Origin of the sequence: Notoacmeibacter marinus (assembly GCF_002238045.1) — a bacterium.
GTDB classification, from domain to species: Bacteria; Pseudomonadota; Alphaproteobacteria; order Rhizobiales; family Rhizobiaceae; genus Notoacmeibacter; species Notoacmeibacter marinus.
Genome location: NZ_NBYO01000002.1, coordinates 326,470 through 349,779, shown reverse-complemented (window position 1 = coordinate 349,779; position 23,310 = coordinate 326,470). Strand labels below are relative to the sequence as shown.

General features: G+C 62.1%; 19 protein-coding genes and 1 other RNA gene. 18 read left to right on the top strand and 2 right to left on the bottom strand.

Translation table 11 applies throughout. The features are described 5' to 3' along the window. Positions 1-26: 26 nt before the first annotated feature. On the bottom strand, positions 27-1,229 hold the full coding sequence (locus tag B7H23_RS09805; RefSeq protein WP_094077243.1) for a pyrophosphate--fructose-6-phosphate 1-phosphotransferase: 1,203 nt from the start codon (positions 1,227-1,229) through the stop codon (positions 27-29). A gap of 111 nt (positions 1,230-1,340) precedes the next feature. Beyond that, positions 1,341-4,988, bottom strand: a complete 3,648-nt coding sequence (locus B7H23_RS09800; RefSeq protein ID WP_094077242.1) for a hydantoinase B/oxoprolinase family protein — start codon at positions 4,986-4,988, stop codon at positions 1,341-1,343. A 163-nt stretch (positions 4,989-5,151) separates the two neighbouring features. Between B7H23_RS09800 and B7H23_RS09795 the strand changes: the two genes are divergently transcribed. The 18 genes from B7H23_RS09795 (at position 5,152) to murB (ending at position 23,151) form a co-directional block, all read left to right on the top strand. After that, positions 5,152-5,574, top strand: a complete 423-nt coding sequence (locus B7H23_RS09795) for a hypothetical protein (protein ID WP_143534753.1) — start codon at positions 5,152-5,154, stop codon at positions 5,572-5,574. 145 nt (positions 5,575-5,719) lie between these two features. Then, on the top strand, positions 5,720-6,004 hold the full coding sequence (locus tag B7H23_RS09790; protein WP_094077240.1) for a superantigen-like protein SSL4: 285 nt from the start codon (positions 5,720-5,722) through the stop codon (positions 6,002-6,004). A 109-nt stretch (positions 6,005-6,113) separates the two neighbouring features. After that, entirely contained in the window at positions 6,114-6,860 is a 747-nt protein-coding gene (locus B7H23_RS09785) for a J domain-containing protein (RefSeq protein WP_094077239.1), read from the top strand. After that, positions 6,857-7,609 carry a peptidoglycan recognition protein family protein gene (locus tag B7H23_RS09780; protein ID WP_094077238.1) on the top strand — a complete coding sequence of 251 codons (753 nt, stop codon included), beginning with the start codon at positions 6,857-6,859 and terminating at the stop codon, positions 7,607-7,609. The genes B7H23_RS09785 and B7H23_RS09780 overlap by 4 nt, the downstream gene beginning before the upstream one ends. 221 nt (positions 7,610-7,830) lie before the next feature. Next, positions 7,831-8,463, top strand: a complete 633-nt coding sequence (locus B7H23_RS09775; RefSeq protein ID WP_094077237.1) for a lytic transglycosylase domain-containing protein — start codon at positions 7,831-7,833, stop codon at positions 8,461-8,463. A 99-nt stretch (positions 8,464-8,562) separates the two neighbouring features. Further along, positions 8,563-8,978: RNase P RNA component class A (gene rnpB / locus B7H23_RS09770), an RNA gene on the top strand. Between the two features lie 441 nt (positions 8,979-9,419). Continuing rightward, positions 9,420-9,881, top strand: coding sequence for a division/cell wall cluster transcriptional repressor MraZ (gene mraZ, locus B7H23_RS09765; RefSeq protein ID WP_094077236.1), 462 nt, complete (start codon positions 9,420-9,422; stop codon positions 9,879-9,881). Then, entirely contained in the window at positions 9,878-10,903 is a 1,026-nt protein-coding gene (rsmH, locus tag B7H23_RS09760) for a 16S rRNA (cytosine(1402)-N(4))-methyltransferase RsmH (RefSeq protein WP_094077235.1), read from the top strand. Before mraZ ends, rsmH begins: the two co-directional genes overlap by 4 nt. Continuing rightward, complete coding sequence (gene ftsL, locus B7H23_RS09755) at positions 10,900-11,304, top strand: cell division protein FtsL (RefSeq protein WP_094077234.1); 405 nt, start codon at positions 10,900-10,902, stop codon at positions 11,302-11,304. Before rsmH ends, ftsL begins: the two co-directional genes overlap by 4 nt. After that, complete coding sequence (locus B7H23_RS09750) at positions 11,301-12,971, top strand: peptidoglycan D,D-transpeptidase FtsI family protein (protein ID WP_094077233.1); 1,671 nt, start codon at positions 11,301-11,303, stop codon at positions 12,969-12,971. The genes ftsL and B7H23_RS09750 overlap by 4 nt, the downstream gene beginning before the upstream one ends. Positions 12,972-13,028: 57 nt before the next feature. Further along, on the top strand, positions 13,029-14,504 hold the full coding sequence (locus B7H23_RS09745; protein WP_094077232.1) for a UDP-N-acetylmuramoyl-L-alanyl-D-glutamate--2,6-diaminopimelate ligase: 1,476 nt from the start codon (positions 13,029-13,031) through the stop codon (positions 14,502-14,504). Continuing rightward, positions 14,501-15,916 carry a UDP-N-acetylmuramoylalanyl-D-glutamyl-2,6-diaminopimelate--D-alanyl-D-alanine ligase gene (locus B7H23_RS09740; RefSeq protein WP_094077231.1) on the top strand — a complete coding sequence of 472 codons (1,416 nt, stop codon included), beginning with the start codon at positions 14,501-14,503 and terminating at the stop codon, positions 15,914-15,916. The genes B7H23_RS09745 and B7H23_RS09740 overlap by 4 nt, the downstream gene beginning before the upstream one ends. A 59-nt stretch (positions 15,917-15,975) precedes the next feature. Further along, a complete protein-coding gene (gene mraY / locus B7H23_RS09735) occupies positions 15,976-17,058 on the top strand; it encodes a phospho-N-acetylmuramoyl-pentapeptide-transferase (protein WP_094077230.1) in 1,083 nt (360 codons plus the stop codon). A 3-nt stretch (positions 17,059-17,061) separates the two neighbouring features. Then, positions 17,062-18,459, top strand: coding sequence for a UDP-N-acetylmuramoyl-L-alanine--D-glutamate ligase (gene murD, locus B7H23_RS09730; RefSeq protein ID WP_094077229.1), 1,398 nt, complete (start codon positions 17,062-17,064; stop codon positions 18,457-18,459). Then, positions 18,456-19,622 (top strand): putative lipid II flippase FtsW, encoded by a 1,167-nt coding sequence (gene ftsW / locus B7H23_RS09725; protein WP_094077228.1) that lies wholly within the window; start codon positions 18,456-18,458, stop codon positions 19,620-19,622. Before murD ends, ftsW begins: the two co-directional genes overlap by 4 nt. 9 nt (positions 19,623-19,631) lie before the next feature. After that, positions 19,632-20,720, top strand: a complete 1,089-nt coding sequence (murG, locus tag B7H23_RS09720) for an undecaprenyldiphospho-muramoylpentapeptide beta-N-acetylglucosaminyltransferase (RefSeq protein ID WP_094077710.1) — start codon at positions 19,632-19,634, stop codon at positions 20,718-20,720. 47 nt (positions 20,721-20,767) lie between these two features. Then, positions 20,768-22,177: a UDP-N-acetylmuramate--L-alanine ligase gene (gene murC, locus B7H23_RS09715; RefSeq protein WP_094077227.1), complete on the top strand. Its 1,410-nt coding sequence runs from the start codon at positions 20,768-20,770 to the stop codon at positions 22,175-22,177. Between the two features lie 53 nt (positions 22,178-22,230). After that, on the top strand, positions 22,231-23,151 hold the full coding sequence (gene murB, locus B7H23_RS09710) for a UDP-N-acetylmuramate dehydrogenase (RefSeq protein ID WP_094077709.1): 921 nt from the start codon (positions 22,231-22,233) through the stop codon (positions 23,149-23,151). Positions 23,152-23,310 lie beyond the last annotated feature (159 nt).

Genomic DNA, 23,310 nt, shown 5'->3' with positions numbered 1-23,310 from the left:
GACGAACGGTGCGGGTCGCGGAGCGATCAACGGGCCGGCTGCCCGATCTCGTCCAGCATCGCGACGAACCATTCGACCGATGGGTCGAAGGCCTTGCCGCCTCCGATACGGGGAAATTCGATGGTGCGAAGGCGGCCATCGGCTTCCGTGTCATGGCCGACCACGCCGCTGACGCCATCGAGCGCCGAGGTGACGGCATGATCGACCATGCCCTTGATCAGCCGCAGATCGTCGGCATTGGCCGGGGCGGAGCGGGCGAAGTAGCCGCTCTTCTGGACCAGCACCTTGTCAGCGCCGATGGACGGGCCGAGCTGGTCGGCGAACCAGCCGCCGACATTGACCTTGTCGAGCCGGACATGGCCGAAGGCATCGCGCGGCAGATCGGCGCCGGCGGCTTCGCGCTCGGCGACGATCGTGTCCACCAGCGCGCCCTCGGACACGAAAACGGTGGCGAAGCGGTTGTCGGTCATCGCCTTCTTCAGACGCTCGGTTTCTGCCTCCAGATCGATGGCCATCTCCGGCACGTAGACGGCTTCCAGATCCTTCAGCGCGGTCCCCATCAGGAAGTTCGCCGGATAGGCGCGTCCGGCAATGCGCTTTCGATAGGCAAGGGCTGTCGCCGCGCAGAGCCAGCCCGAATGGCGGCCCATCACCTCGTGGACGACAAGGCAGCCCGGCTGGGCACTCTGCTCGTTGCCGACATGGTCGAAGAAGGCCGCGCCGGTTTCGGCGGCCGTCCAGGCGCCCAGCGACTGGCGGATCGGGACGATGTCGTTGTCGATGGTCTTCGGCAGGCCGACAACGGTCAGCTCATAGCCGTTCTCCTTCAGATAGGCGGCCAGATCGGCGGCGGCGGTGTTGGTGTCGTCTCCGCCGATGGTGTGGAGGATCGAGACGCCGTCTGCCTGAAGCTGCTTCGCCGCCACCGCCAGCGGGTTTTCGCCCTCTTCAACCAAGCCGCGCTTGGCGCAATCCTTCGTATTTGTCAGCTTAACGCGGGAATTGCCGATGGGCGAGCCGCCCATGCCATGGAGGAGAGGGGCGTCGCGGCGCATGGTCTCGTCGATGGCGATGCTTTCGCCCTTCAACAGGCCCTGATAGCCGGATGTGTAGGCCAGCAATTGCCGATCCGGTGCGATCTCCGTCCAGCGCTCGATCAGACCGCCCACCGCCGAAGACAGGCACGGCGCCAGTCCGCCCGCCGTCAACATCGCAACCTTGCCGCTCATCGTCTTTCCTCTCCTGTTTCGGGTTCGCGCCGACCATATCGCCATGGCCGGCGAATGAAAGGTCGCCCGGTCCGCGTCGTCCGTTAACTCAGCGGTTTTTCGCCGCCGCGCTCACGCCCCGTTTTTCGCGCCATAGCCGCCGGGTGTCGGGGTCATGACGACGACCGTTTCGCCGGCTGCCACCTGCGTCTGGTCCGACGCGGCCAGTGTCTCGACCGACCCGTCGCGGCGGTGAATTTCGGTCCGGCCGGGCTGGCCGTCGCCACCGCCGGACAGACCCTTTGGCGGGGCCGCGCGGTGCGACGACAGAATGGCCAGATCCATCGGCTCCCGGAACCGGATCGCCCGGCGTACGCCATCGCCGCCCCGGAACGCGCCATCACCGCCCGAACCGCGGCGGATCGAAAAATCCTCCTGCATGACCGGATAGCGCAATTCGAGGATTTCGGCGTCGGTCAGGCGGCTATTGGTCATATGCACCTGCACGGCATCGGTGCCGGCAAAGCCCGCGCCATCGTTGCGGCGGCCCGCCGGCGCGCCGGAGCAGATGGTCTCGTAATATTGCTTGTCCTCATTGCCGAAGGTCAGATTGTTCATCGTGCCCTGGCTGTTGGCCATCGCGCCGAGCGCCATGAACAGGGCGTTGGTGACGTGCTGGCTGGTCTCCACATTGCCGGCGACGACCGCCGCCGGATAAAGCGGCGCCAGCATGGAGCCCTGCGGCACAACGATATCGATGGGGTCCAGACAGCCGGCATTCATCGGAATCGGTTTCTCCACCATCACGCGGAACGCATAGAGGACGGCGGCGCGCGTGACCGGTTCCGGGGCGTTGAAATTGTCGGGCTGCTGGGGGCTCGTTCCGCTGAAATCCACCGTGGCGCGACGCTTGTCCCGGTCGACCGAGATGGTGACGGCAATCGTCGCGCCGGTGTCGGTCCTGTATTCGGCGGACGCCCGATCGGGCAGCGTGTCCAGCAGATCGCGCACCGCCTCCGCCGCGTTATCATGCAAAAAGCGCATATAGGCGTGCATGGTCGGCAGCCCGAACTGGCGGACCATGGCGCGCAATTCGCTGGCGCCTTTCTCGTTGGCAGCGATCTGGGCGCGCAGATCGGCGATATTCTGCTGGACGTTGCGGACGGGGTAGGGGTGGTCGGTCAGCGCCTTTTCCACCGCCTCGGTCCGGAACCGTCCCTCCGTGACGATACGCAGATTGTCGATCAGAACGCCTTCTTCCTCGATGGAGGTGGCGCGCGGTGTCATCGAACCGGGCGCCAGGCCGCCGACATCGGCATGGTGTCCACGCGCCGCGACCCAGAAGATGATCTCCTCGCCGGCCTCGTCGAAAACCGGCGTCACCACGGTGATGTCGGGCAGATGGGTGCCGCCATTGTACGGATCGTTCAGCGCGAACACATCGCCGGGTCTGATCGCGCCTTCATTGCGGGCGATGACGGTCTCGACCGAGCGGTCCATGGAGCCCAGATGAACCGGCATGTGCGGCGCATTGGCGACGAGGCGCCCGTCGGGATCGAAAACCGCGCAGGAGAAATCGAGACGCTCCTTGATATTCACCGAGGATGCGGTGTTGCGCAGCGCTTCGCCCATCTGGGTCGCGATCGCCATGAAAAGCCCGGCGAAGATCTCCAGCCGCGCAGGGTCCGATTCAAGCGGGACGCCATTTCGCCTCGCCGATGAATCGCTTGACGCATCGTCCTGATGCCGGATGAGAACATCGTCGCTTGCGGTGATCTCCGCGCGCCAGTGGGGCTCGACGACAATGGTCTGGTTCGGTTCGATGATGAGCGCGGGGCCGTCCACCGCCGCACCGGGCCGCAGATCGGAGCGGCGATAGATGCCGGTGTCGATGGTCCGGCCATCGAAGCGGACGGGCCGCTTCTCCGACGGTTCGGGCCGGTGCGGTTCGGCGGGCGCTTTCGATACCGACGTGTCTTCGTCGCCCATATCGATGGCCTCGACCGAGACCTGCTCGACGATGATGGTGCGGCCCTCGTCGAAAAAGCCGAAGCGGCCTTTGTGTTCGGCCTCGAAGGCTGCGCGAATAGCCACGGGATCGAAGCTCTCATCGGCGACCGGAAGGGTGGTGTCGGTGCCATCGTAGCGGCATTGCAGAATGGCTCGCCAGCCGACATTGTCTTTTTCGACACCCTGACTGGCGAGTTCATCCGTCACCGCTTCGACGAGGCGGTCGACGACCAAGCGGAGCGTCGCCGGCAGATTGTCGTCGACGGGCCTGATAAGCGCCTGCTGCCGGCTGGCGAAAAGCGCGGCCAGGCCCATGCCATAGGCCGACAGAAGACCCGACAGGCGGTGGATCAGGATGGTCTTCATGCCAAGCGCATCGGCCACGGCGCACGCATGCTGCCCGGCCGCGCCGCCAAACGCATTCAGGAGGCAGCCGGCCAGATCGTGCCCGCGCTGGACCGAGATCGTCTTGACGGCGTTCGCCATGTTCTGGATTGCGATGGCGAGGCAACCCTCGGCAGCGCTCATCGGATCGGTGCCGCCGTCGCGCGCCAGCGCTTCGAACTTCTCCCTCACGCTCGTCCTGTCCAGCGTCTCGCGGCCGCTTTCGCCGAAGATGGCCGGGAACAGATCGGGCTGGAGGCGACCGAGCAGCACGTTGATGTCGGTTACCGTCAGCGGTCCGCCGCGCCCGTAAGATGCCGGGCCGGGATCGGCGCCGGCGCTTTGCGGGCCGACCTGGTAGCGGCCCTGCTCGAAGCGGACGATGGAACCGCCGCCGGCGGCGACCGTATGGATCAGCATCATCGGCGCGCGGATGCGCACACCCGCGACCTCGGTGTCGAAGACCCGCTCGGGCCGGCCGGACGAATGGGCGACATCGGTGGAGGTGCCGCCCATGTCGAAGCCGATCACATTGTCGAAATCGAGCGCGCGGGCGGTTTCGACCATGGCGACCACGCCGCCAGCCGGGCCGGAGAGAATGGCATCCTTGCCCTGGAAGAGTTTGGCATCGGTCAGGCCGCCGGAACTCATCATGAAGCGCAGGTCCGGCCGCTCGGCCTCATCGAGAGCCTGAAGTCCAAGGGCGTTCTGAAAGCGCCCGATATACCGTTCGAGAATGGGCGTGAGGTAGGCGTCGACCACGGTCGTGTCGCCGCGCCCGACAAAGCGAACGAGGGGCGAGACTTCGTGGCTGACCGAAATCTGTTCGAAGCCGGTAGCCTTTGCCGCACTCATCGCCACATGCTCGTGGCTGCCGTTCAGCCAGGAATGCATGAAGACGATGGCGCAGGAGCGGAACCCGTGCGCGTGGGCCTTGCGTAACTCCGCTTCCAGCGGCTCGACCTCGATGACCTGTTCCGTTTCGCCATCGGCGCGCATGCGCTCGGTCACCTCGATCACGCGGTCATAGAGGATGTCCGGCCTGACGATGCTCTTGGCGAAAATGTCGGGTCTGGCCTGCGTGCCGATCTCGAGAACGTCGCGGTAGCCCTTCGTCGTGACAAGCAGCGTCGGCTCACCCTTCCTCTCCAGAAGTGCATTCGTCGCCACGGTCGTACCCATGCGGATCGATCCGACACGGCCCGCCGGCAGCGTATCGGTCTCGCCCAGTTCCAGGAATTCACGAATGGCGGCCACCGCCGCATCGTCATAGGCTTCGCTCTCGGACAGTTTCTTGCGCGCCAGCAGGCGGCCACCGGGATCGCGGGCAATGATGTCGGTGAACGTGCCGCCACGGTCGATCCAGAACTGCCAGAGATTTGTCATGCGAATGGGCTTCCAGTTGCGCGAAGGGTGCTCTGTTTGGCCATGATCGAGGCCGCCATGTCTAGTTCGTCAAGAACCAAATTCTGGCTTTCTGTTGAAACGAATTGTGGTGATGGGCGTTGGATGGCTGTCATTTGTGTATTTGAAGAAGGAAGACGCAATTATGAAAAAGATTTTGCTCGCATCGATCTCTGGTATCGCGCTTCTCGGCCTTGCCGCATGTGGTGACGATAATGACGAGGTCGTGGAAACCAACAATGTGGAAATCGAGCAGCCAGCAGAAGAAACGGCTGTTGAAACCGAAGCGGCTGTCGACGAAGCGGCCGAGGACGCAGCCGATGCCGCTGGCGAAGCAGAAGCCGCCGCATCCGACGCCGCGACTCAGGCCGAAGAGGCCGCCGACAGCGCGGCGCAGAGTGCCTCGGAAGCTGCTGACAATGCAGCCACTGCGACATCGAACGCTGTCGAGGACGCCGCCCAGTCCATTGAAAATGCCGGTCGGGACGCGGCCAACGAAATCAATGACGCTGCCAACGAGGCGGAAGTCGAATTGCGGAGAGAAGATGGCACTTCCAACGCCAACTGATCGTATGTGACGAGAGTAAGGTCCTCAATTCAAACCTTATCTCTGTATATTAGCATTTCGTGATTGAACGGATGGCCGGCCTTGGCGTTTTGCGCTGAGGCCGGCTTTTCGCTGGTCTGCGTGAAAAGCATAAGGACCCTTTCTCATGAAAAAGCTTCTTGTTCCCGGCGTTTGCGCCCTGGCTCTTCTCGGCCTTGCGGCATGCTCGGATTCCGATACCGATGAAGCCACGACGCAGAGCACCGTCGAGGGCACACAGCCAGCGGCGCCGACAGAGGATACGATGCAGGTCGCGCCGCCCGACAATAATGGGCAGGCGGAGATGCCTCCGCCGGACAATATAACGACGCCAAGCGATCTGACGACCGAGCCGCAGGATAGCGGTTCTACCGACAGGCTGGACGATCCGAATAGCCAGCCGGCAAACTGATCCCGCGCTTGCCGAAAACAAACAGAAAGCCGGCCGTATGGGCCGGCTTTTTTGTTACTGCCACATCTGATCCTTTGCGCTTTTCCGCTCCACGGCTACAAGGCGTTTCATGAATGTGTGGTCTTCCATCGGCGAACTGATACGGCGCATGCCTTCGCATGCGGAGAGCATCCTGCTGTTCATGACGGAGATGTTTCGCTCGTTCTTTGCCGGCGATCCCGAAAACCGGCGCAAGGTGGCGTTTTCCGTCGCCATGATCGCGCTGTCGGCAAAGATGGCCAAGGCCGACGGCGTGGTCACCCAGTCGGAGGTGACAGCCTTTCAGCAGATCTTCGAGATACCCGCGTCCGAAAGTCGCAATGTCTTTCGTCTCTATGAACTGGCGCAACAGGATGTCGCCGGGTTCGAGGCCTACGCGAAACAGATGGCTGAACTCTGCGGCGATGGCGGCCGGAACGATGGTGAAACCACTTGCCTGACCGAGGACGTGCTGGATGGCCTCTTTCATATCGCAAAGGCGGATGGCGTTCTTCACGAGCGTGAACTCGACTTCCTGCGGATCGTCGGTTCGATTTTCGGATTCTCCGATACGGTGTTCGATACGATCGCCGCGCGTCACGTTTCGCTCGGTGAGGCCGACCCCTATGCCATTCTGGGCCTCTCGGCCGACGCCTCAGATCGGGAAGTCCAGCAACGCTATCGCGAACTGGCCCGGCAGTGGCACCCTGACTACATGATCGCCAGGGGCGTGCCGGAAGAATTCATGGAAATCGCCAATCAACGCATGGCCGCGCTCAACGCAGCCATGGCGGCGATCCAAGAAGTGCGCGCGGTCCCGGAGAATCACCGGGCATGAGCTTTTCTGCCGATTACCGGGACGCCCGGGTGCGGGCATCGCCCAATTGCGGGCCCCGCCGAAACGCCATGCGGCCGGACATGCTGCTTCTACACTACACCGGCATGACGTCCGGCGAGGAAGCGGAGGCTCGGCTCTGCCACCCCCAAAGCGATGTGTCCTGTCACTATATCGTGCATGAGGATGGGGCGGTGCTGCAGATGGTTCCAGAAGCCATGCGAGCATGGCACGCCGGGGATTCCTGCTGGGAAGGCGAGCGCGATATCAATTCGCGGTCCATCGGCATCGAAATTGTGAATGGCGGCCATCCAGCCAATCTGCCGCCTTATCCGGTTCGGCAGATCGATGCCGTTATCGCGCTGTGCCGCGATCTGGTCGAGCGCCACAATATCCGGCCGAACCATGTGCTCGGCCATTCCGATGTGGCGCCGGGCCGCAAGATTGACCCCGGAGAGCACTTCCCGTGGAAGACGCTGGCCGGAGCGGGCATCGGCCTCTACGACGATGATCGCGGGACTGTCGGACCTCCTTTGCTCGGTCCGGGGGAACGGGGGCAGCCCGTCGAAGCCCTGCAAGCGCTCTTGTCACTCTATGGCTACGATGTGGCAGCGACGGGGGAATATGACGAGCGCACTCGCTTAGTGGTTGAGTCATTCCAGATGCACTATCGTCAAGGTTGTATTGACGGAAGGACAGACCGACAGACGTTGGATCGTCTCTATCGCTTGTCGCAGAAGGCACGGGCGTAAACGCCTTGGCGTCGTCTCAATAGCGGGTTCCATCAATGTGATCGCTGTTACATTTCGTGATCTTTAATGCCCAATTTCGGTGCATCTGCCCTGCGAAACATCTCCTCGTGATTGGCGGCACTGATTTGCCGCTGGATGTGGGGCAAAGCAGCAAACCGAAGCCGTGCCTGTGAAAACGGTTCTCCCAAGCGGAACGCTGCACAAGAAACGAACGAGAGATCATGTTGAAAATGACCGGTGTAACGGCGGCGTTCTTCGCTGCCGCGATGTTGAGCGCGCCTGTGAACGCGGAAACCTCTTCCAACAAGCTTCCGGGAGTCACACATTTCGCCGAGAAGGTAACGAGCACTTCGTCGCCGGCGACAGATTCGCTGGCCGCGACCCTGAAGAAGGGAATACGCGGGGGTTCGGACGAGCCGAAGGCAGCTCACAAGACCGCCAAGACCAAGGCTGCGAAGGCGCAAACCAAGACGGCGAAGGCCGATCCGAAGTTCGGCTCCATCATCAATAAGGAAGCCGAGAAGCACGGCGTTCCCGCCTCTCTGGTCAAGGCCGTTATTCAGGTCGAAAGCAGTTTCCGCCCGGACGTCACCGGCGCGGCTGGCGAAGTTGGCCTCATGCAGATCAAGCCGGCTACGGCTGCCATGATGGGCTTCAAGGGCAAAGCCAAGGATCTCTATGATCCAGCGACGAATATCCGCTACGGCGTTGCCTATCTGGCCAAGGCGCACAAGCTGGGCGGCGGTTCCACCTGCGGGACCATCCTGAAGTACAATGCTGGCCACGGCGCCAAGAAAATGAACCCGATTTCGAAGCGGTACTGCCAGAAGGTCAAGCGTCTGCTCGGCGCCTGATAGCAATTGCACGATCCGAAGAGAGGCCCGCTTCGCATCCGGCGAAGCGGGCTTTTTGCTGCGTGGACATCGTTGCTTCCACGTTCTACATGGGCAGCGTCAGTCGGCCAGGCGGCCGCACCGTCCAGCGCCGAAAGGCGGGCGGTGAGGAAAGTCCGGGCTCCACGGAAACACGGTGCCGGGTAACACCCGGCGGGGGCGACCCCAGGGACAGTGCCACAGAAAGCAGACCGCCCGACCGATCTTCGCTTCGGCGAAAGCCTTCGTTCGGGTAAGGGTGAAAGGGTGTGGCAAGAGCACACCGCGCGACCGGCAACGGAAGCGGCATGGTAAACCCCACCGGGAGCAAAACCGAATAGGGATGGCGCGGCGCTTCGGCACCAGGGCGTTTCCGCTCTTGTCATCCGGGTTGGTTGCTTGAGGCCGTTCGCAAGGACGGTCCCAGATGAATGGTCGCTGCAATGTCATCGCCAGATGGCGGCGTACAGAACCCGGCTTAACGGCCGACTGACACCTCTTCACTCATGGGTTCGTCTCCCACCGACACCCCGTGCCTTCATCAGGCTCGTTCCCGAGCATGGGCGAGGGAGTTCCAACTTGCCTTTCTTCATCATCGCACCACAGGTTGCGAGCTGCCCCTCCTACTAAGAATTCCTTAATCGACTTGGTTCATAAACCATGAACAACGAACGGTCGTCTTAAGTGAATGAATTCTAAAATAAGAGGGTAAGCCAGAGTGCTCCCATTGACGCCCATGAATGCCCATGCTAGCTCTCCTGCAGTATCAGAGTGATCGTTGGCGAGCGCAGGAAGGGGCACCTGCACTTTGTCGTAAGCTGCTGGTTCGATTGGGAATCGCGTTTTCATTCATTCGTGGAGCGACGTGTGTCTATGAGGCGCGCGGCGGTCGGAAAAGCACGATTTTCAGGCGGGGATTATGAGGGTGAGGTCGTTCGGTGGCAGAGCGCTTTCTTTCCAATGCCATCAACCGGATCGACGCCAAGGGGCGGGTTTCGGTGCCAGCGCATTTCCGCGCCGTTTTATCGTCTCGAAATACACAGGAACTTTACGCGCTACGGGCGCTCGACTGTGCCGCCATGGATGTTGGTGGACCGGATCTTCTGGATCGCTACGAGCAACGGATCGAGATGGAGGACCCGTTTCTGGGCAGTGCGGACGATATGAGTTTCTTCATTCATGGCGACGGGGCCTTTTTGAAGCTCGACAAGGAAGGGCGCATCGTCGTGACGGATTTCGTGAGGGAGCATACCGGTATCACCGACGAGGTGGCGTTTATCGGGCGGGGGCGTTTTTTCCAGATGTGGGATCCGAAGCAGGCCGAGGCGCATACGAGGGCGGTTCGGCAGCGGCTTTTGGCCATGCGGCAGGCGGCGCGCGGTCCGGAGCGGATGGAATGATGGCGGGCCACGGAGACGTTTCGTCTTCCGTTGGCGGACCGGCCCGTCACATTCCGGTCCTTCTCGACCGGGTTCTCGAAAAGCTGGCCCCGCAGCCCGGTGAAACCATTCTGGATGGCACATTCGGCGCCGGCGGTTACAGTCGCGCTATCCTGAATCGCGGCGCTGATCTGATTGCAATGGATCGTGACCCGGCCGTCGCGGCAACCGCCGCAGACTTTGCCGGTGAATATGGTGCGCGGTTCCGTTTCGCTCCTAGCAATTTTAGTGTTCTCGACAAGGTTGTGACCGAGCCGCTCGACGGAATTGTTCTGGATATCGGCGTATCGTCCATGCAGCTGGACCAGGCTGAGCGTGGCTTTTCTTTTAAGCAGGACGGTCCGCTCGACATGCGCATGGCACAGAGCGGCTTTTCCGCCGCCGATGTCGTGAACGAGGCCGACATCAAGGAGCTGACGCGCATCTTCGGTCTACTCGGTGAGGAAAAACAAGCCTCGCGGATCGCGCGGATGATCGGCCAGCGCCGTATGGAGCAACCGTTCACGAGAACAGGCGATCTGGCCAAGGCGATCGCCGATCTTATGCCGCGGCGGGCCGGCGAACGCATCCATCCGGCAACGCGCGCCTTTCAGGGCCTGCGCATTTTCGTCAATGACGAACTCGGCGAGCTGGTATCGGCGCTCGAAGCTGCCGAACGTGCGCTCAAGCCGCGCGGACGGCTCGTGGTCGTCACCTTTCACTCGCTCGAAGACCGTATCGTCAAGCGCTTCATGCAAAGCCGCTCGGAAGCAAAGGCCGTGTCTCGACACATGCCCGTGACGGACGGCCCGAGCCCGACATTCGAGCGCATGGGCGCTGCGGTGTCGGCTTCGGACGATGAAGCGGCGACCAATCCACGCGCCCGTTCGGCGCGGCTTCGCGCGGCGCGGCGGACCTATGCTCCCGCCCGCCCGATCGAGAACCGCAAGGCGCTCGGACTGCCGGACGTTCATGCTCTACGGATTGCAGGAGATCGGCGATGAAGATGTTTCGCCTTCGCGACATGCTGATGGTGGCGGTGATCGTTTCGGCGGTCGGATACACCTACACCGCCAAACACCAAACGGACACGACGCTTGAGGAGATCGCCCGGGCTGAACGTGAGATCCAGCGGCGAAAGGACGCCATCGAAATTCTGGAGACCGACTGGAGCCTGATGACGCAGCCGCACCGCCTGCAGTCGCATCTGAAGACGTTCCGTTCCCAGCTGCCATTGGAACCGCTGCGGCCCGACCAGTATGCGCGGGTCAGACAATTGCCGGAACGCCCGCTCGATGAGACGAGTGAGGAGGGCCTGGATGAAGCGCTCGCTATTCTGGGGCGTGACAGTCTGAGCCATGACGGCGTCATGACGGGCTCGATCCCGGAGGAGGCGGGGCAATGAGCGAAGCGGCGATCCATCTGGAGGGTCTTGGCAAGAAGGGCGGCGGTCGCACCCGTGGCCGGGTTGCGATGATGATGGGGCTTTTCGTTGCCGTTTATGCGGTCATGGGCGGGCGGATCGTCCAGCTTGCCGTGCAGAAAAGCGAGATCACCGGCTCCATTCCGCGCGCTGCTCAAATGGCACGACCGGATATTCTGGACCGGAACGGCCAGGTCCTGGCGACCGACATCAGAACGGCGTCGCTTTTCGCCGAACCGCACAGGGCCGGCGATCCCGACGAGGTGGTGGAGAAGCTGCGGACCGTTCTTCCCGATCTGAGCTATGAATCGACCCGGCGCCGGCTCAAGAGTTCGGCCAAATATATTCGCCTTCGCCGCGATCTGACACCGCGCCAGCAGGCGGCGATCCACGATCTCGGCCTTGCCGGCATCAAGTTCGAACCGGAGAAGAAACGGTTCTATCCGGGCGGCGCGACCGCCGCTCACGTATTGGGGCTCACCAGTGCTGACGGGCGCGGCATTGCCGGTTTTGAGAAATGGCTCGATGGCAACGGTCTGGAACAGCTCCGCTCGGCGGGTCTGGCCAAGGCGGAGAGCCTGGAGCCGGTGCGAACGTCACTCGACCTGCGCGTGCAACATGTTCTGCGCGATGCACTCAATCATGCGATGGAGCGTTATCGCTGCATTGGCGCTGCTGGCGTCGTCCTGGATGCGTTGACCGGCGAAATCGTCGCGCTGTCGTCCCTGCCGGACTACGATCTGAACGATCCGCATGACCAGCAGGCGCCAGACCGGCTCAACCGTATGACGTCGGGCGTCTATGAAATGGGATCGTCCTTCAAGGCGCTGACGCTCGCCATGGCGCTGGATTCTGGCATCGTCCATATGGGGTCGATCATTGACGCCAGCCAGAAGCTGCGGGTTGGTCGGCACGCTATCGGCGATTTTCACGGCAAGTACCGTCCGCTGACGCTGCCGGAGGTCTTCGTTTATTCCTCCAATATCGGCACAGCCAAACTCGCCGACCAACTCGGTATCGACCATCATCGAGGTTTCCTGAAGAAGATGGGCGTGATGGACGAGATGGAACTCGAATTGCCCGAAATCGGCAAGCCCCAATATCCGAAGGACTGGAAACGGATCAATTCGCTGACCATCGCCTTTGGCCACGGACTTTCGACGACACCGCTTCAGACCGCAGCCGCTGCTGCCGCGCTGATGAATGGCGGCCGTCTCATCAAGCCGACCTTCCGCCGCCAAAGCATCGACGAGGCTCTTCGCGACGCCAAGCAGGTCATCAAACCGGAAACCAGCGCAAACATGCGTTATCTCTTCCGGTTGAATGTGGAGAAAGGGTCTGGAAAACGAGCCGAAGTGCCGGGCTATCATGTTGGCGGCAAGACCGGCACGGCAGAGAAAGTGGTCAATGGCCGCTATTCCAAAACCAAGCGCTACAACGATTTTCTTGCGGCCTTTCCAATCGAAAATCCGCGTTACATCGTCTTCGTCACGCTGGACGAGCCAAAGGCGCCGCCGGAAGGGGGGGGTGTGACAGCCGGATCGAACGCTGCGCCGACGGTCGGTGAGATCATTCGACGCGCTGCGCCGCTTCTCGGCGTTGAGCCGGAATTCGGCCCTGAAAACGAGGCATTCTTGGCGGCGGATTGAGAATCACCATGGGCTTGCCTAGTGAAGAAGGGCAAGCCTGCAGGCTAAGGGGGCCGTATGCGACTCGCGGATATCGCTGATCTGGTGGACATTGGCGACGCCGATCCAAACAGCCCGGTAGCGGCTATTGCCAGCGATTCCCGTCAGGTCGCGGGGGAAACGCTATTTTTCGCCGTTCCCGGAACCAAGACCGATGGCGCGGCTTTCGCCGCGGATGCCGCAAGCGCCGGCGCGACGGCGGTGGTCGCCGATGGGGCGGCTGCCGTCAACGGACTTTCCATCCCGGTTTTTCGAACAGACAATGTCCGACGGGCGCTCGCATTGTCCGCCGCCCGCTTTTCCTGCGGTCAGCCGCAAACGATGGTGGCGGTGACGGGGACGGCGGGCAAGACGTCGGTCGTGTCCTTCGTTCGCCAGATTTGGCGTCATGCCGGTCTGCAAGCCGCATCCATCGGTACGACCGGCGTGAACGCGCCCGGCCGCGACGATTACGGGTCGCTGACGACACCGGACCCGATTTCCCTGCATGCGCTGCTGGCCGAACTTGCTGCTTCCGGTGTCACCCACGGCGCCATGGAAGCCTCGAGCCACGGTCTGGAAATGTATCGCCTCGATGGCGTCGAACTGGCGGCGGCCGGCTTCACCAATCTCGGGCGCGATCATCTGGATTTTCACGCCGATGCGGAGGACTACCATCGCGCCAAGATGCGGCTCTTTCGCCAATTGCTGCCAAAGGATGCGCCAGCCATTGTCTTTTCCGACGATCCGTGGAGCGAGCGGACGATTGCCGCGGCCGAGGAGGGCGGGTGTGAGATTCTGACCGTGGGGCGGCTTGGCACGTTTCTTCGACTGGAACGGTGCGAACAGTTGCAGGACGGTCAGCGCGCACAGATTCTTCACGCCGGCCATCACTACGAAGTCGATCTGCCGCTGGCCGGCGAGTTCCAGATGGCCAATGCGCTGGTTGCAGCGGGATTGGCAATATCAACCGGCAGCGAATCCGGATCGGTGTTTGCGGCACTGCGGCATCTGAAGGGCGCCAGCGGGCGCTTGGAGAAAGTGGGCGCAACCAAAGACGGTGCGGCTGTTTATGTCGACTACGCCCACAAGCCCGAAGCGCTGGAGAACGTTCTCAGGGCGGTTCGCCCCTTCACCACCGGCAAGGTCGTGGTCGTTTTCGGCTGCGGCGGGGACCGCGATCCCGGCAAACGGCCGATCATGGGTGAAATTGCGGGACGGCTGGCCGATACGATCATCGTAACCGACGACAATCCCCGTTCGGAAGAGCCGGCGCTTATTCGAGCGGCAATACTGGAAGCCGTATCCGACGCGATCGAAATCGGCGATCGTCGCCGTGCAATCGAGGTGGCCGTCGACATGTTGGGGCCAGGCGACACACTTGTCATCGCCGGCAAGGGGCACGAAACCGGCCAGACCATCAAAGGCGACACTCTGCCCTTTTCCGACCACGAAGAAGCGCGGCGCGCGCTGGCGGAACAGGAGAGCGATCCAGCAGCAGGGACAGCGTCATGAGCATTCTGTGGACCACGGATGACATGATCGCCGCCATGGATGGCCGGCCGGTCGGCGACATGCCGGAAGGAATCGGCGGCATTTCCATCGATAGCCGCACCGTCCAGCCCGACGAAGCATTTTTCGCGATCAAGGGAGAGCGATTCGACGGGCACGATTTCTGTACCAAAGCTGTGGCCAATGGCGCCTCGCTACTCATTGTTTCGGAAGACAAGCTACCCGCCATGGGTCGTCTCAGAACGCCGATGATCGTCGTCAATGACGTTCTCGAAGCGCTCGGTCGGCTGGGGCAGGCGGCACGGGCCCGCAGTCGCGCTCGAATCATTGCCGTGACCGGATCGTCCGGTAAAACGACGACCAAGGAGATGCTGCGGACGGCGCTCGAGCCGTCCGGGACCGTTCATGCGTCGGACAAGAGTTTCAACAATCATTGGGGCGTGCCGCTGACGCTGGCGCGGATGCCGGAAGCGACGCAGTTCGGCATCTTCGAGATCGGGATGAACCATCCGAACGAAATTCGGCCTCTCGTGAAGATGGTCCGGCCTCACATCGCGATCATCACGATAATCGCGCCAGCCCATATCGGGCATTTCTCGTCGATTGAGGAAATCGCTCACGCCAAGGCGGAGATATTCGAAGGCGTGGTGACGGGCGGCACGGCGCTGCTCAACCGTGACGACGCCCAGTTTCCGCTTCTGGAAGAGCTGGCGCGGCAGGCGGGCGTCGACCATGTTCTCGGTTTTGGCGAGCATCCACGTTCGGCATTTCAATTGCGCGAATATAAATCGGTCCGCGATGGCGGTGAACTGGCAATTAGCCTGTCCGATGACGCGATGGAACTGAAACTCGGCGTCGGCGGCCGCCATATGGCGCAGAACGCGCTGGCGGTGCTCGGCGCTGCCAAACTGACCGGCGCCGATGTCGGGAAGGCCTCCATCGCGCTGGCGACGCTGCGTGCCGGAACCGGACGCGGCGAGACCCACCGGATCGCCCTTGGCGATGGGGGATCGGCAACGCTGATCGACGAAAGCTATAACGCCAACCCTGCCTCAGTCGCCGCGACTTTGGAAAGTCTCGGCCAAATGAGCCTGAAAGAAGGTGGCCGGCGCATCGCCATTCTCGGCGATATGCGCGAACTTGGCGATAAGAGCGCTGGCTATCATGCCGGTCTGGTTCAGCCATTGAAGGCTGCGAATGTGGACATGGTGCTGAGCGTCGGCGATGAGATGGCGGCCCTGAAGAATGCGCTGCCTGACGATGTTTCGGGTCATCATTGCGCCGATGTCGACGATCTCATAACGCTGGCGCGGCAACAATTGCGCGACGGCGATGTGGCTCTGGTCAAGGGGTCGAACAGCATTGGACTGTCGCGGCTGGTGACTGCCTTACGCAAGAACGCCGAAACGGAATAAAGGCGCCGGAACACGCAAGCTGCGGCGCCGGGGACCAATGAAGAAGGAAACGATACGCTGTGCTGTATCTACTGGTTGATCTGAAAGAGACCGTCTCTTTCTTCAACGTCTTCCGTTACATTACTTTCCGTACCGGCGGCGCCATGGTCACCGCTGCGATGATCGTCTTTCTCTTCGGTCCGGCCATCATCAACACGATGCGCATCCGGCAGGGCAAGGGGCAGCCGATCCGCGCCGACGGGCCGCAGACCCATTTCAAAAAGGCTGGCACGCCGACAATGGGCGGGCTGATGATCCTCGTCGGTATTCTCGGATCGTCCATTCTGTGGGCCAATCCCTACTCGACGTATGTCTGGTGCGTTCTGCTGGTGACCATCGCCTTCGGGATCATCGGCTTTTACGACGACTATCTGAAGGTGACCAAACAGAGCCATCTCGGCTTTTCCGGCAAGTCGCGGCTCGCTGCCGAATTCATCATTGCCGTCATTGCATCTTGGACGATCATTCAGGCCGGACAAAAGCCGTTTTCGTCGTCGCTAACCTTTCCCTTCTTCAAGGATCTGATGATCCATATGGGCTGGTTCTTCGCGGTATTCGCATCCATCGTCATCGTTGGCTCGGCCAATGCGGTCAACCTCACCGACGGGCTGGACGGCCTGGCGACGGTGCCGGTCATGATCGCGGCGGCGAGCTTCGCTCTGATCGCCTATCTTTCCGGCAATGCGATCTTCGCCAATTATCTGCAGATCCACTTCGTTCCCGGCACGGGGGAACTGGCGGTCATATTGGGCGCGGTCGTCGGGGCCGGACTTGGGTTCCTCTGGTTCAACGCGCCGCCCGCGGCCATCTTTATGGGCGACACGGGCAGTCTTGCGCTCGGTGGACTGATCGGCACCGTCGCTGTGGCCACCAAGCACGAACTGGTGCTCGCCATCGTCGGCGGCCTGTTCGTCATGGAAGCGCTGTCGGTCATCATCCAGGTCGTCGTCTACAAGCAGACCGGCAAGCGTGTCTTCCTCATGGCGCCGATCCATCACCATTTCGAGAAGAAAGGGTGGACGGAAAGCCAGGTGGTGATCCGCTTCTGGATCATCGCGTTGATACTGGCGGCCATCGGTCTTTCCACACTGAAGGTCCGGTAAGTGATGATTCCGGTCCGCTCCTTTTCCGGCAAAAAGGTCGCAATCTTCGGGTTGGGCGGCTCCGGTCTCGCCACAGCGAAGGCGCTTTTGTCCGGTGGGGCGGAATTGACGGCTTTCGACGACAGTCCCGACAGCGTGGAAGATGCACGAGGGCAGGGCGTGCCGACCGCCGATCTTCGCAGCATCGAATGGACGGACCTGTCGGCGCTCGTCCTAGCGCCCGGTGTGCCGCTGACCCACCCGAAGCCACACTGGACGGCAACGCTTGCCAACGATGCGGGCGTTCCGATCATCGGCGATGTCGAACTGTTTGCTCGCGAGCGCCGCGCCTTCGGCCCGACCGCGCCCTTTATCGCAATTACCGGAACGAACGGAAAATCGACCACCACGGCACTGATCGCGCACATGCTGCGGCAAGCCGGCAAGGACGTTCAGATGGGCGGTAATATTGGCCGCGCCGTTCTGACGCTCGATCCACCAGTCGAGGGCCGGCATTATGTCGTCGAATGCTCATCCTACCAGATTGATCTGGCGCCGAGTCTCGATCCGACCATCGGCATTCATCTCAACGTCACGCCCGATCATCTGGACCGTCACGGCACAATCGAAAACTACGCCGCCATCAAGGCGCAGCTCGTTGCCGGAAGCGACTACGCCATCATCGGGGTCGACGACGATTACGGGCGACGCCTTGCCGATGCGCTTGTCGAAGAGGGCCGGGAGCCGCTACGGATTTCAACGACCCAGCATCTGGGCACCGGCCTGTTCGCCGATGGAAGCGACATCGTCCTTGCGCTCGGCCCGGACCGACGTGTCATCGCGTCTTTGGACGGCGTCGGCTCGCTGCGCGGCCTTCACAATGCACAGAACGCCATGGCCGCCATCGGGGTATGCCTGCGGCTCGGTCTCGACGAAGACACGATCCGCGAGGGTCTGATGAGTTTTCCCGGCCTCGCTCATCGTATGGAGCAAGTGGCGCGGATCGGCGAAACGCTGTTCATCAATGATTCCAAGGCGACCAATGCGGAGGCCGCGGCGCCGGCGCTGTCGTCCTTCGATCAGGTTCGCTGGATTGCTGGCGGGCTGCCCAAGGCGGGCGGCATCGACGCGCTTTCGCATCTCTTCGAACGGATCCAGAAGGCCTATCTGATCGGCGAGGCCGCGCCGATCTTCGCATCGGCTCTCGGCGATCAGGTGCGCTACGAAATCAGCGATACGCTGGACGTCGCGGTCCGTCATGCCGCACGCGACGCCGAAGAAGCGGGCGGAGGAATCGTGCTGCTTTCGCCGGCTTGCGCCAGCTTCGACCAATTCCGCAATTTCGAAGTGCGCGGCGATGCGTTCCGCGCAGCCGTGCAGGCGCTGCCCGGCGCCGAACCCATCGGAGGTGATGTCCCATGAACCTCAAGCGAACCGAACGCGGACCGATCTCGGACTGGTGGTGGACCATCGACCGCTGGCTGCTGGTCTCATCGCTCCTGCTGATGCTGTTCGGCATCACGCTGTCCTTTGCCGCCAGCCCGGCTGTGGCGGAGCGGATCGGGCTCGATCCCTATCACTTCGTCATCCGCCAGATCGTCTTCATGGTGCCGGCGGTGATCGCCCTTGTGGCCGTGTCCTTCCTGACGCCTCGCCAGGTGCGGCGGCTCGCGGCCATCCTGTTTCTTGTCACCCTAGTCATGATGGTGCTGGTTTTGTTTGTGGGTATGGAAATCAAGGGCTCGCGACGCTGGCTCCACATTCTCGGCTTTTCGATCCAGCCATCGGAATATATGAAACCCGCCTTTGTGGTGATGGCGGCCTGGCTGTTTTCGGAGCATATGAAGAAGCCCGAAATTCCAGGAAACATCTTTGCGATCGTTCTGTTTCTGCTGGTGTCCGCCCTTCTGGTGGGGCAGCCCGACCTCGGTCAGACCATGCTGGTCGCCGCCACATTCGGCGTGCTTTTCTTTCTGTCCGGCCTGGGATGGATGCTGATCGGTGGGCTTGGCGCGCTCAGCATTGGCGCGGCGGCTGCAGCCTATCTTTCGTTCGACCACGTTCAAAGCCGTATCAACCGCTTTCTTACGGGCGAAGGCGACAATTACCAGGTCATGCAGGCCATGCAGGCTATTCAGCATGGCGGCTGGTTCGGCGTCGGACCGGGCGAGGGGATCGTCAAGCGGTCACTTCCCGACAGCCATGCCGATTTCGTGTTCTCCGTCGCAGCAGAAGAGTTCGGTGCGATCTTTTGCCTGATCCTGTTGGCCGTCTTCACGGTCGTCGTGGTCCGCGGCCTTTGGCTCGCTTTCCGCGAACGGGACGAGTTCACGCGCCTTTCGACCTGCGGCCTGGTCACGATCTTCGGCCTTCAGGCGGTCATCAATATCGGCGTCAATCTTCAGTTGTTGCCGGCCAAGGGCATGACGCTGCCTTTCGTTTCGAGCGGCGGTTCGTCACTGGTCGCGACCGCCATCGGCATGGGTATGGTGCTGGCGCTGACACGGCACAGGCCGGAAAAGCGCGCCGGGCTGGAGTTCAACCTGTCATCGGCGCCGACGGGCGCACTGACGCCGGCGGCTTGAGGCATGGCGGTGACGAAAGGCGTGATGCTGCTGAGCGCAGGCGGCACGGGCGGTCATCTGTTTCCGGCAGAGGCTCTGGCGCATGAACTGATCGCACGGGGCTGGGACGTTCATCTAGCAACGGATGAGCGCGCCGAACGCTTTGCCGGGCGTTTTCCGGGCCCGATACATATCGTGCGTTCGGCGACCATTAGCGGGCGCAATCCGTTGTCGCTTCTGAAAGCTGCCTATGCTCTGTTCGGCGGCTATCGGGAGTCGATCGCTCTTCTTCAAAAGCTAAAACCTGCCGCCGTGATCGGTTTCGGCGGCTATCCGACTGTTCCGCCAGTCTTCGCGGCGTGCCGGCGTGGCGTTCCATCCATGATCCATGAGCAGAATGCTGTGATGGGGCGCGCGAACCGCGCGCTCGCTGCTCGTGTCACGCGGATCGCCGGCGGTTTTCTGACGCCGGAGACGAGCCCATTTTCAGACCGGACCGTCCAGACCGGCAACCCTGTCCGCCCGGCGGTTCTCGACGAAGTGGTCAGCGGCTATACCGCGCCGGCGGTTGGCGAACGTTTCCATCTGCTGATCTTTGGCGGTAGTCAGGGCGCGCAATATTTCGGCGAGGCGGTGCCGGCTGCCATCGCGCAGTTGCCAGGGCAATTGCGAGGCCGTCTGTCGGTTACCCAACAGGCCCGGAGCGACGACGAAGACCGGGTTCGAACCGCCTACCAGGAGCTTGACGTTCCAGCAGAGGTCTCGCCCTTCTTTTCCGACATGGCCGAACGGATCGCCCGCTCGCATCTGGTCATAAGCCGGGCGGGAGCGTCGACGGTCTCGGAACTGGCGGCGATCGGCAGACCGTCGATCCTCGTTCCCTATCCGCATGCGCTCGACCACGACCAGAGCGCCAATGCCGCGGCCCTGCAAACGGCGGGCGGCTGCTTGGTCCGCGAGCAGGACAGTCTGACAACCGAGCGCCTTGCCGCTCTCATTGCGGAACTGGCGAACGATTCCGCACGCCTTCAACGGATGGCCGAAGCCGCCCGTGCGACAGGGCGTCCGAACGCAGCCGCCTTGCTTGCCGACGAGGCAGAGGCTATTGCCTCGCGCTGAATTTCGCATCGCAAACGCTTCAGACGAAGAGAAAGGGCCATCCGCCCATGGCTATGCCCCAAACGATCGGCACCGTGCATTTCATTGGGATCGGCGGAATCGGTATGAGCGGCATAGCCGAGGTCCTGCACAATCTCGGCTATTCGGTTCAGGGTTCCGACCAGTCCGACAACGCCAATGTGAAGCGGTTGCGGGAGAAGGGAATCACTGTTTTCGTCGGCCAGAACGGCGATAATCTCGGCGACGCCGAGGTTGTGGTGGTCTCTACGGCGATCAAGCGCGACAACCCCGAACTGATGGCAGCGCGCGAGCGGACCCTGCCGATCGTCCGCCGCGCAGAAATGCTCGCCGAACTGATGCGCTTCCGCCAGGCCATCGCGGTCGGCGGTACGCATGGCAAGACGACCACAACCTCGATGATCGCCACGCTGCTGGAGGCGGGAGGGCTCGATCCGACCGTCATCAATGGCGGGATCATCAACGCCTATGGCACCAATGCGCGCATGGGCGCTGGCGAATGGATGGTTGTCGAAGCCGATGAGAGCGATGGCACCTTTCTGAAATTGCCGGCCGAAATCGCCGTCGTCACCAATATCGATCCTGAACATTTGGACCATTACGGCGATTTCGATGCGGTGCGCGCCGCCTTCCGCCGTTTCGTGGAGAACGTGCCGTTCTATGGGCTGGGCGTCATGTGCATCGATCATCCCGAGGTGCAGTCGCTCGTTTCCAAGATCGAGGACCGGCGCATCATCACCTATGGCGAGAACCCGCAGGCGGATGTCCGTTTCATGAATGCCCGCTTCGAGGCCGGCCATAGCTGCTTCGATGTGATGATCCGCCCGAAGAAGGGCAGCGAAGGCGTCCTGATCGATGGCCTGAAACTGCCGATGCCCGGCCGCCACAATATATCCAACGCGACAGCCGCTATCGCCGTTGCCCACGCGCTCGATATGGGCGGCGCCGATATTCGCGAAGGCATTGCGTCCTTCGGTGGCGTAAAGCGCCGCTTCACCCATACGGGCAACTGGAACGGCGTCGATATTTTTGACGATTACGGTCATCACCCGGTCGAGATCAAAGCCGTCCTGGCTGCGGCGCGCGATGCTGCGTCTGGCAAGGTGATCGCCATCGCCCAGCCGCATCGCTATTCGCGCCTCAACGATCTGTTCGACGATTTTGCGGGCTGCTTCAACGATGCGGACTGCGTCGCGATCCTACCGGTCTATGCCGCCGGCGAAGAACCGATCCAGGGCGTCAGCTCCGAAACCCTCGTTTCTTCCATTCGAGCAGGCGGCCACCGGGACGCACGCGTTCTGGAAGGTAAGGATGCGGTGCCGGCTTTCGTTCGCGAAGTGGCGGAGCCGGGCGATTTCGTTCTGATGCTTGGCGCCGGCTCCATCAGCCTATGGGCAAACAGCCTGCCGGACGAGCTGGCGGCGGGTGAAGTAGCGTGACCGGAAATTCGACGATCGATGGCGAGGCCTTGCTCGACCGGCTGGCCGACCGGATGCGGCATATTCGCGGGCGCCTGACGCCCGACTATCCGATGGCCAAGCTGACCTGGTTCCAGGTGGGCGGACCCGCCGAACTGCTCTTCCAGCCGGAGGACGAAGAAGATCTGGCGGCTTTTCTGGCAGCCCTTCCTGCTGAAATTCCGATCATGGTGGTGGGCGTCGGCTCCAACCTTCTGGTGCGCGATGGCGGGGTCAAAGGCGTTGTCATTCGCCTGGCGGCACGGGGCTTCGGCTCGGTCGAGCGAATCGGCGAGAACCGCCTGAAAGTGGGCGCCGCAATGCCGGACAAGCGCCTGGCGGCGGCCGCGCTGGATGCCGGTCTGGCCGGGTTCCATTTCTATCACGGCATACCCGGCGCCATTGGTGGCGCGCTACGCATGAATGCCGGCGCGAACGGCGTGGAGACCACGGATCGGGTTGTCGAAGTGGTCGCCTATGACCGGCAGGGTAAGCGCCATGTGCTCAGCCATGCCGATATGGGCTACGCCTATCGCCATTCCGATGCGCCGTCCGATTACATCTTCACCCATGCGGTCTTCGAGGGACCCGAGGGAGATCCTGCCGCCATTCAGGCCGCAATGGACGAGGTGCAGACCCATCGTGAGACGGTGCAGCCGATTCGCGAAAAAACCGGTGGGTCGACCTTCAAGAACCCGGATGGCACCAGCGCGTGGAAATGCGTCGACGCCGCCGGCTGCCGGGGCCTGATCGTCGGCGATGCGCAAATGAGCGAGATGCATTGCAATTTCATGATCAACCGCGGTGAAGCGACGGGGCACGATCTGGAAACGCTTGGCGAGACGGTTCGCCGCCGCGTCCGCGACGGTCAGGGCATCGAACTGCACTGGGAGATCAAGCGTATCGGCCGGTTCGAACCGGGCCGGGAGGTCGCGCCCTTTCTCGACGGGCAATGACACACGGCGCGAGCCGTCGAACGGACCTGTCCGTGGCCTCTCAGGAAAGGTTTCCGAAATCCTGACAAAATCTTTCCAGATCCTAAAATGCTAACCACTGATTAACCATCTGCCTCCTAGGGTGACGGCTGAAACACACTGCAATCTTGCCGCCTGTAA

Bases quoted from the DNA above. Each gene is read 5' to 3' on its own strand.
- B7H23_RS09805 (WP_094077243.1), bottom strand. From the start codon at position 1,229: ATGAGCGGCAAGGTTGCGATGTTGACGGCGGGCGGACTGGCGCCGTGC.
- B7H23_RS09800 (WP_094077242.1), bottom strand. From the start codon at position 4,988: ATGACAAATCTCTGGCAGTTCTGGATCGACCGTGGCGGCACGTTCACC.
- B7H23_RS09795 (WP_143534753.1), top strand. From the start codon at position 5,152: ATGAAAAAGATTTTGCTCGCATCGATCTCTGGTATCGCGCTTCTCGGC.
- B7H23_RS09790 (WP_094077240.1), top strand. From the start codon at position 5,720: ATGAAAAAGCTTCTTGTTCCCGGCGTTTGCGCCCTGGCTCTTCTCGGC.
- B7H23_RS09785 (WP_094077239.1), top strand. From the start codon at position 6,114: ATGAATGTGTGGTCTTCCATCGGCGAACTGATACGGCGCATGCCTTCG.
- B7H23_RS09780 (WP_094077238.1), top strand. From the start codon at position 6,857: ATGAGCTTTTCTGCCGATTACCGGGACGCCCGGGTGCGGGCATCGCCC.
- B7H23_RS09775 (WP_094077237.1), top strand. From the start codon at position 7,831: ATGTTGAAAATGACCGGTGTAACGGCGGCGTTCTTCGCTGCCGCGATG.
- rsmH (WP_094077235.1), top strand. From the start codon at position 9,878: ATGATGGCGGGCCACGGAGACGTTTCGTCTTCCGTTGGCGGACCGGCC.
- ftsL (WP_094077234.1), top strand. From the start codon at position 10,900: ATGAAGATGTTTCGCCTTCGCGACATGCTGATGGTGGCGGTGATCGTT.
- B7H23_RS09750 (WP_094077233.1), top strand. From the start codon at position 11,301: ATGAGCGAAGCGGCGATCCATCTGGAGGGTCTTGGCAAGAAGGGCGGC.
- B7H23_RS09745 (WP_094077232.1), top strand. From the start codon at position 13,029: ATGCGACTCGCGGATATCGCTGATCTGGTGGACATTGGCGACGCCGAT.
- B7H23_RS09740 (WP_094077231.1), top strand. From the start codon at position 14,501: ATGAGCATTCTGTGGACCACGGATGACATGATCGCCGCCATGGATGGC.
- murD (WP_094077229.1), top strand. From the start codon at position 17,062: ATGATTCCGGTCCGCTCCTTTTCCGGCAAAAAGGTCGCAATCTTCGGG.
- ftsW (WP_094077228.1), top strand. From the start codon at position 18,456: ATGAACCTCAAGCGAACCGAACGCGGACCGATCTCGGACTGGTGGTGG.
- murC (WP_094077227.1), top strand. From the start codon at position 20,768: ATGGCTATGCCCCAAACGATCGGCACCGTGCATTTCATTGGGATCGGC.
- murB (WP_094077709.1), top strand. From the start codon at position 22,231: ATGCGGCATATTCGCGGGCGCCTGACGCCCGACTATCCGATGGCCAAG.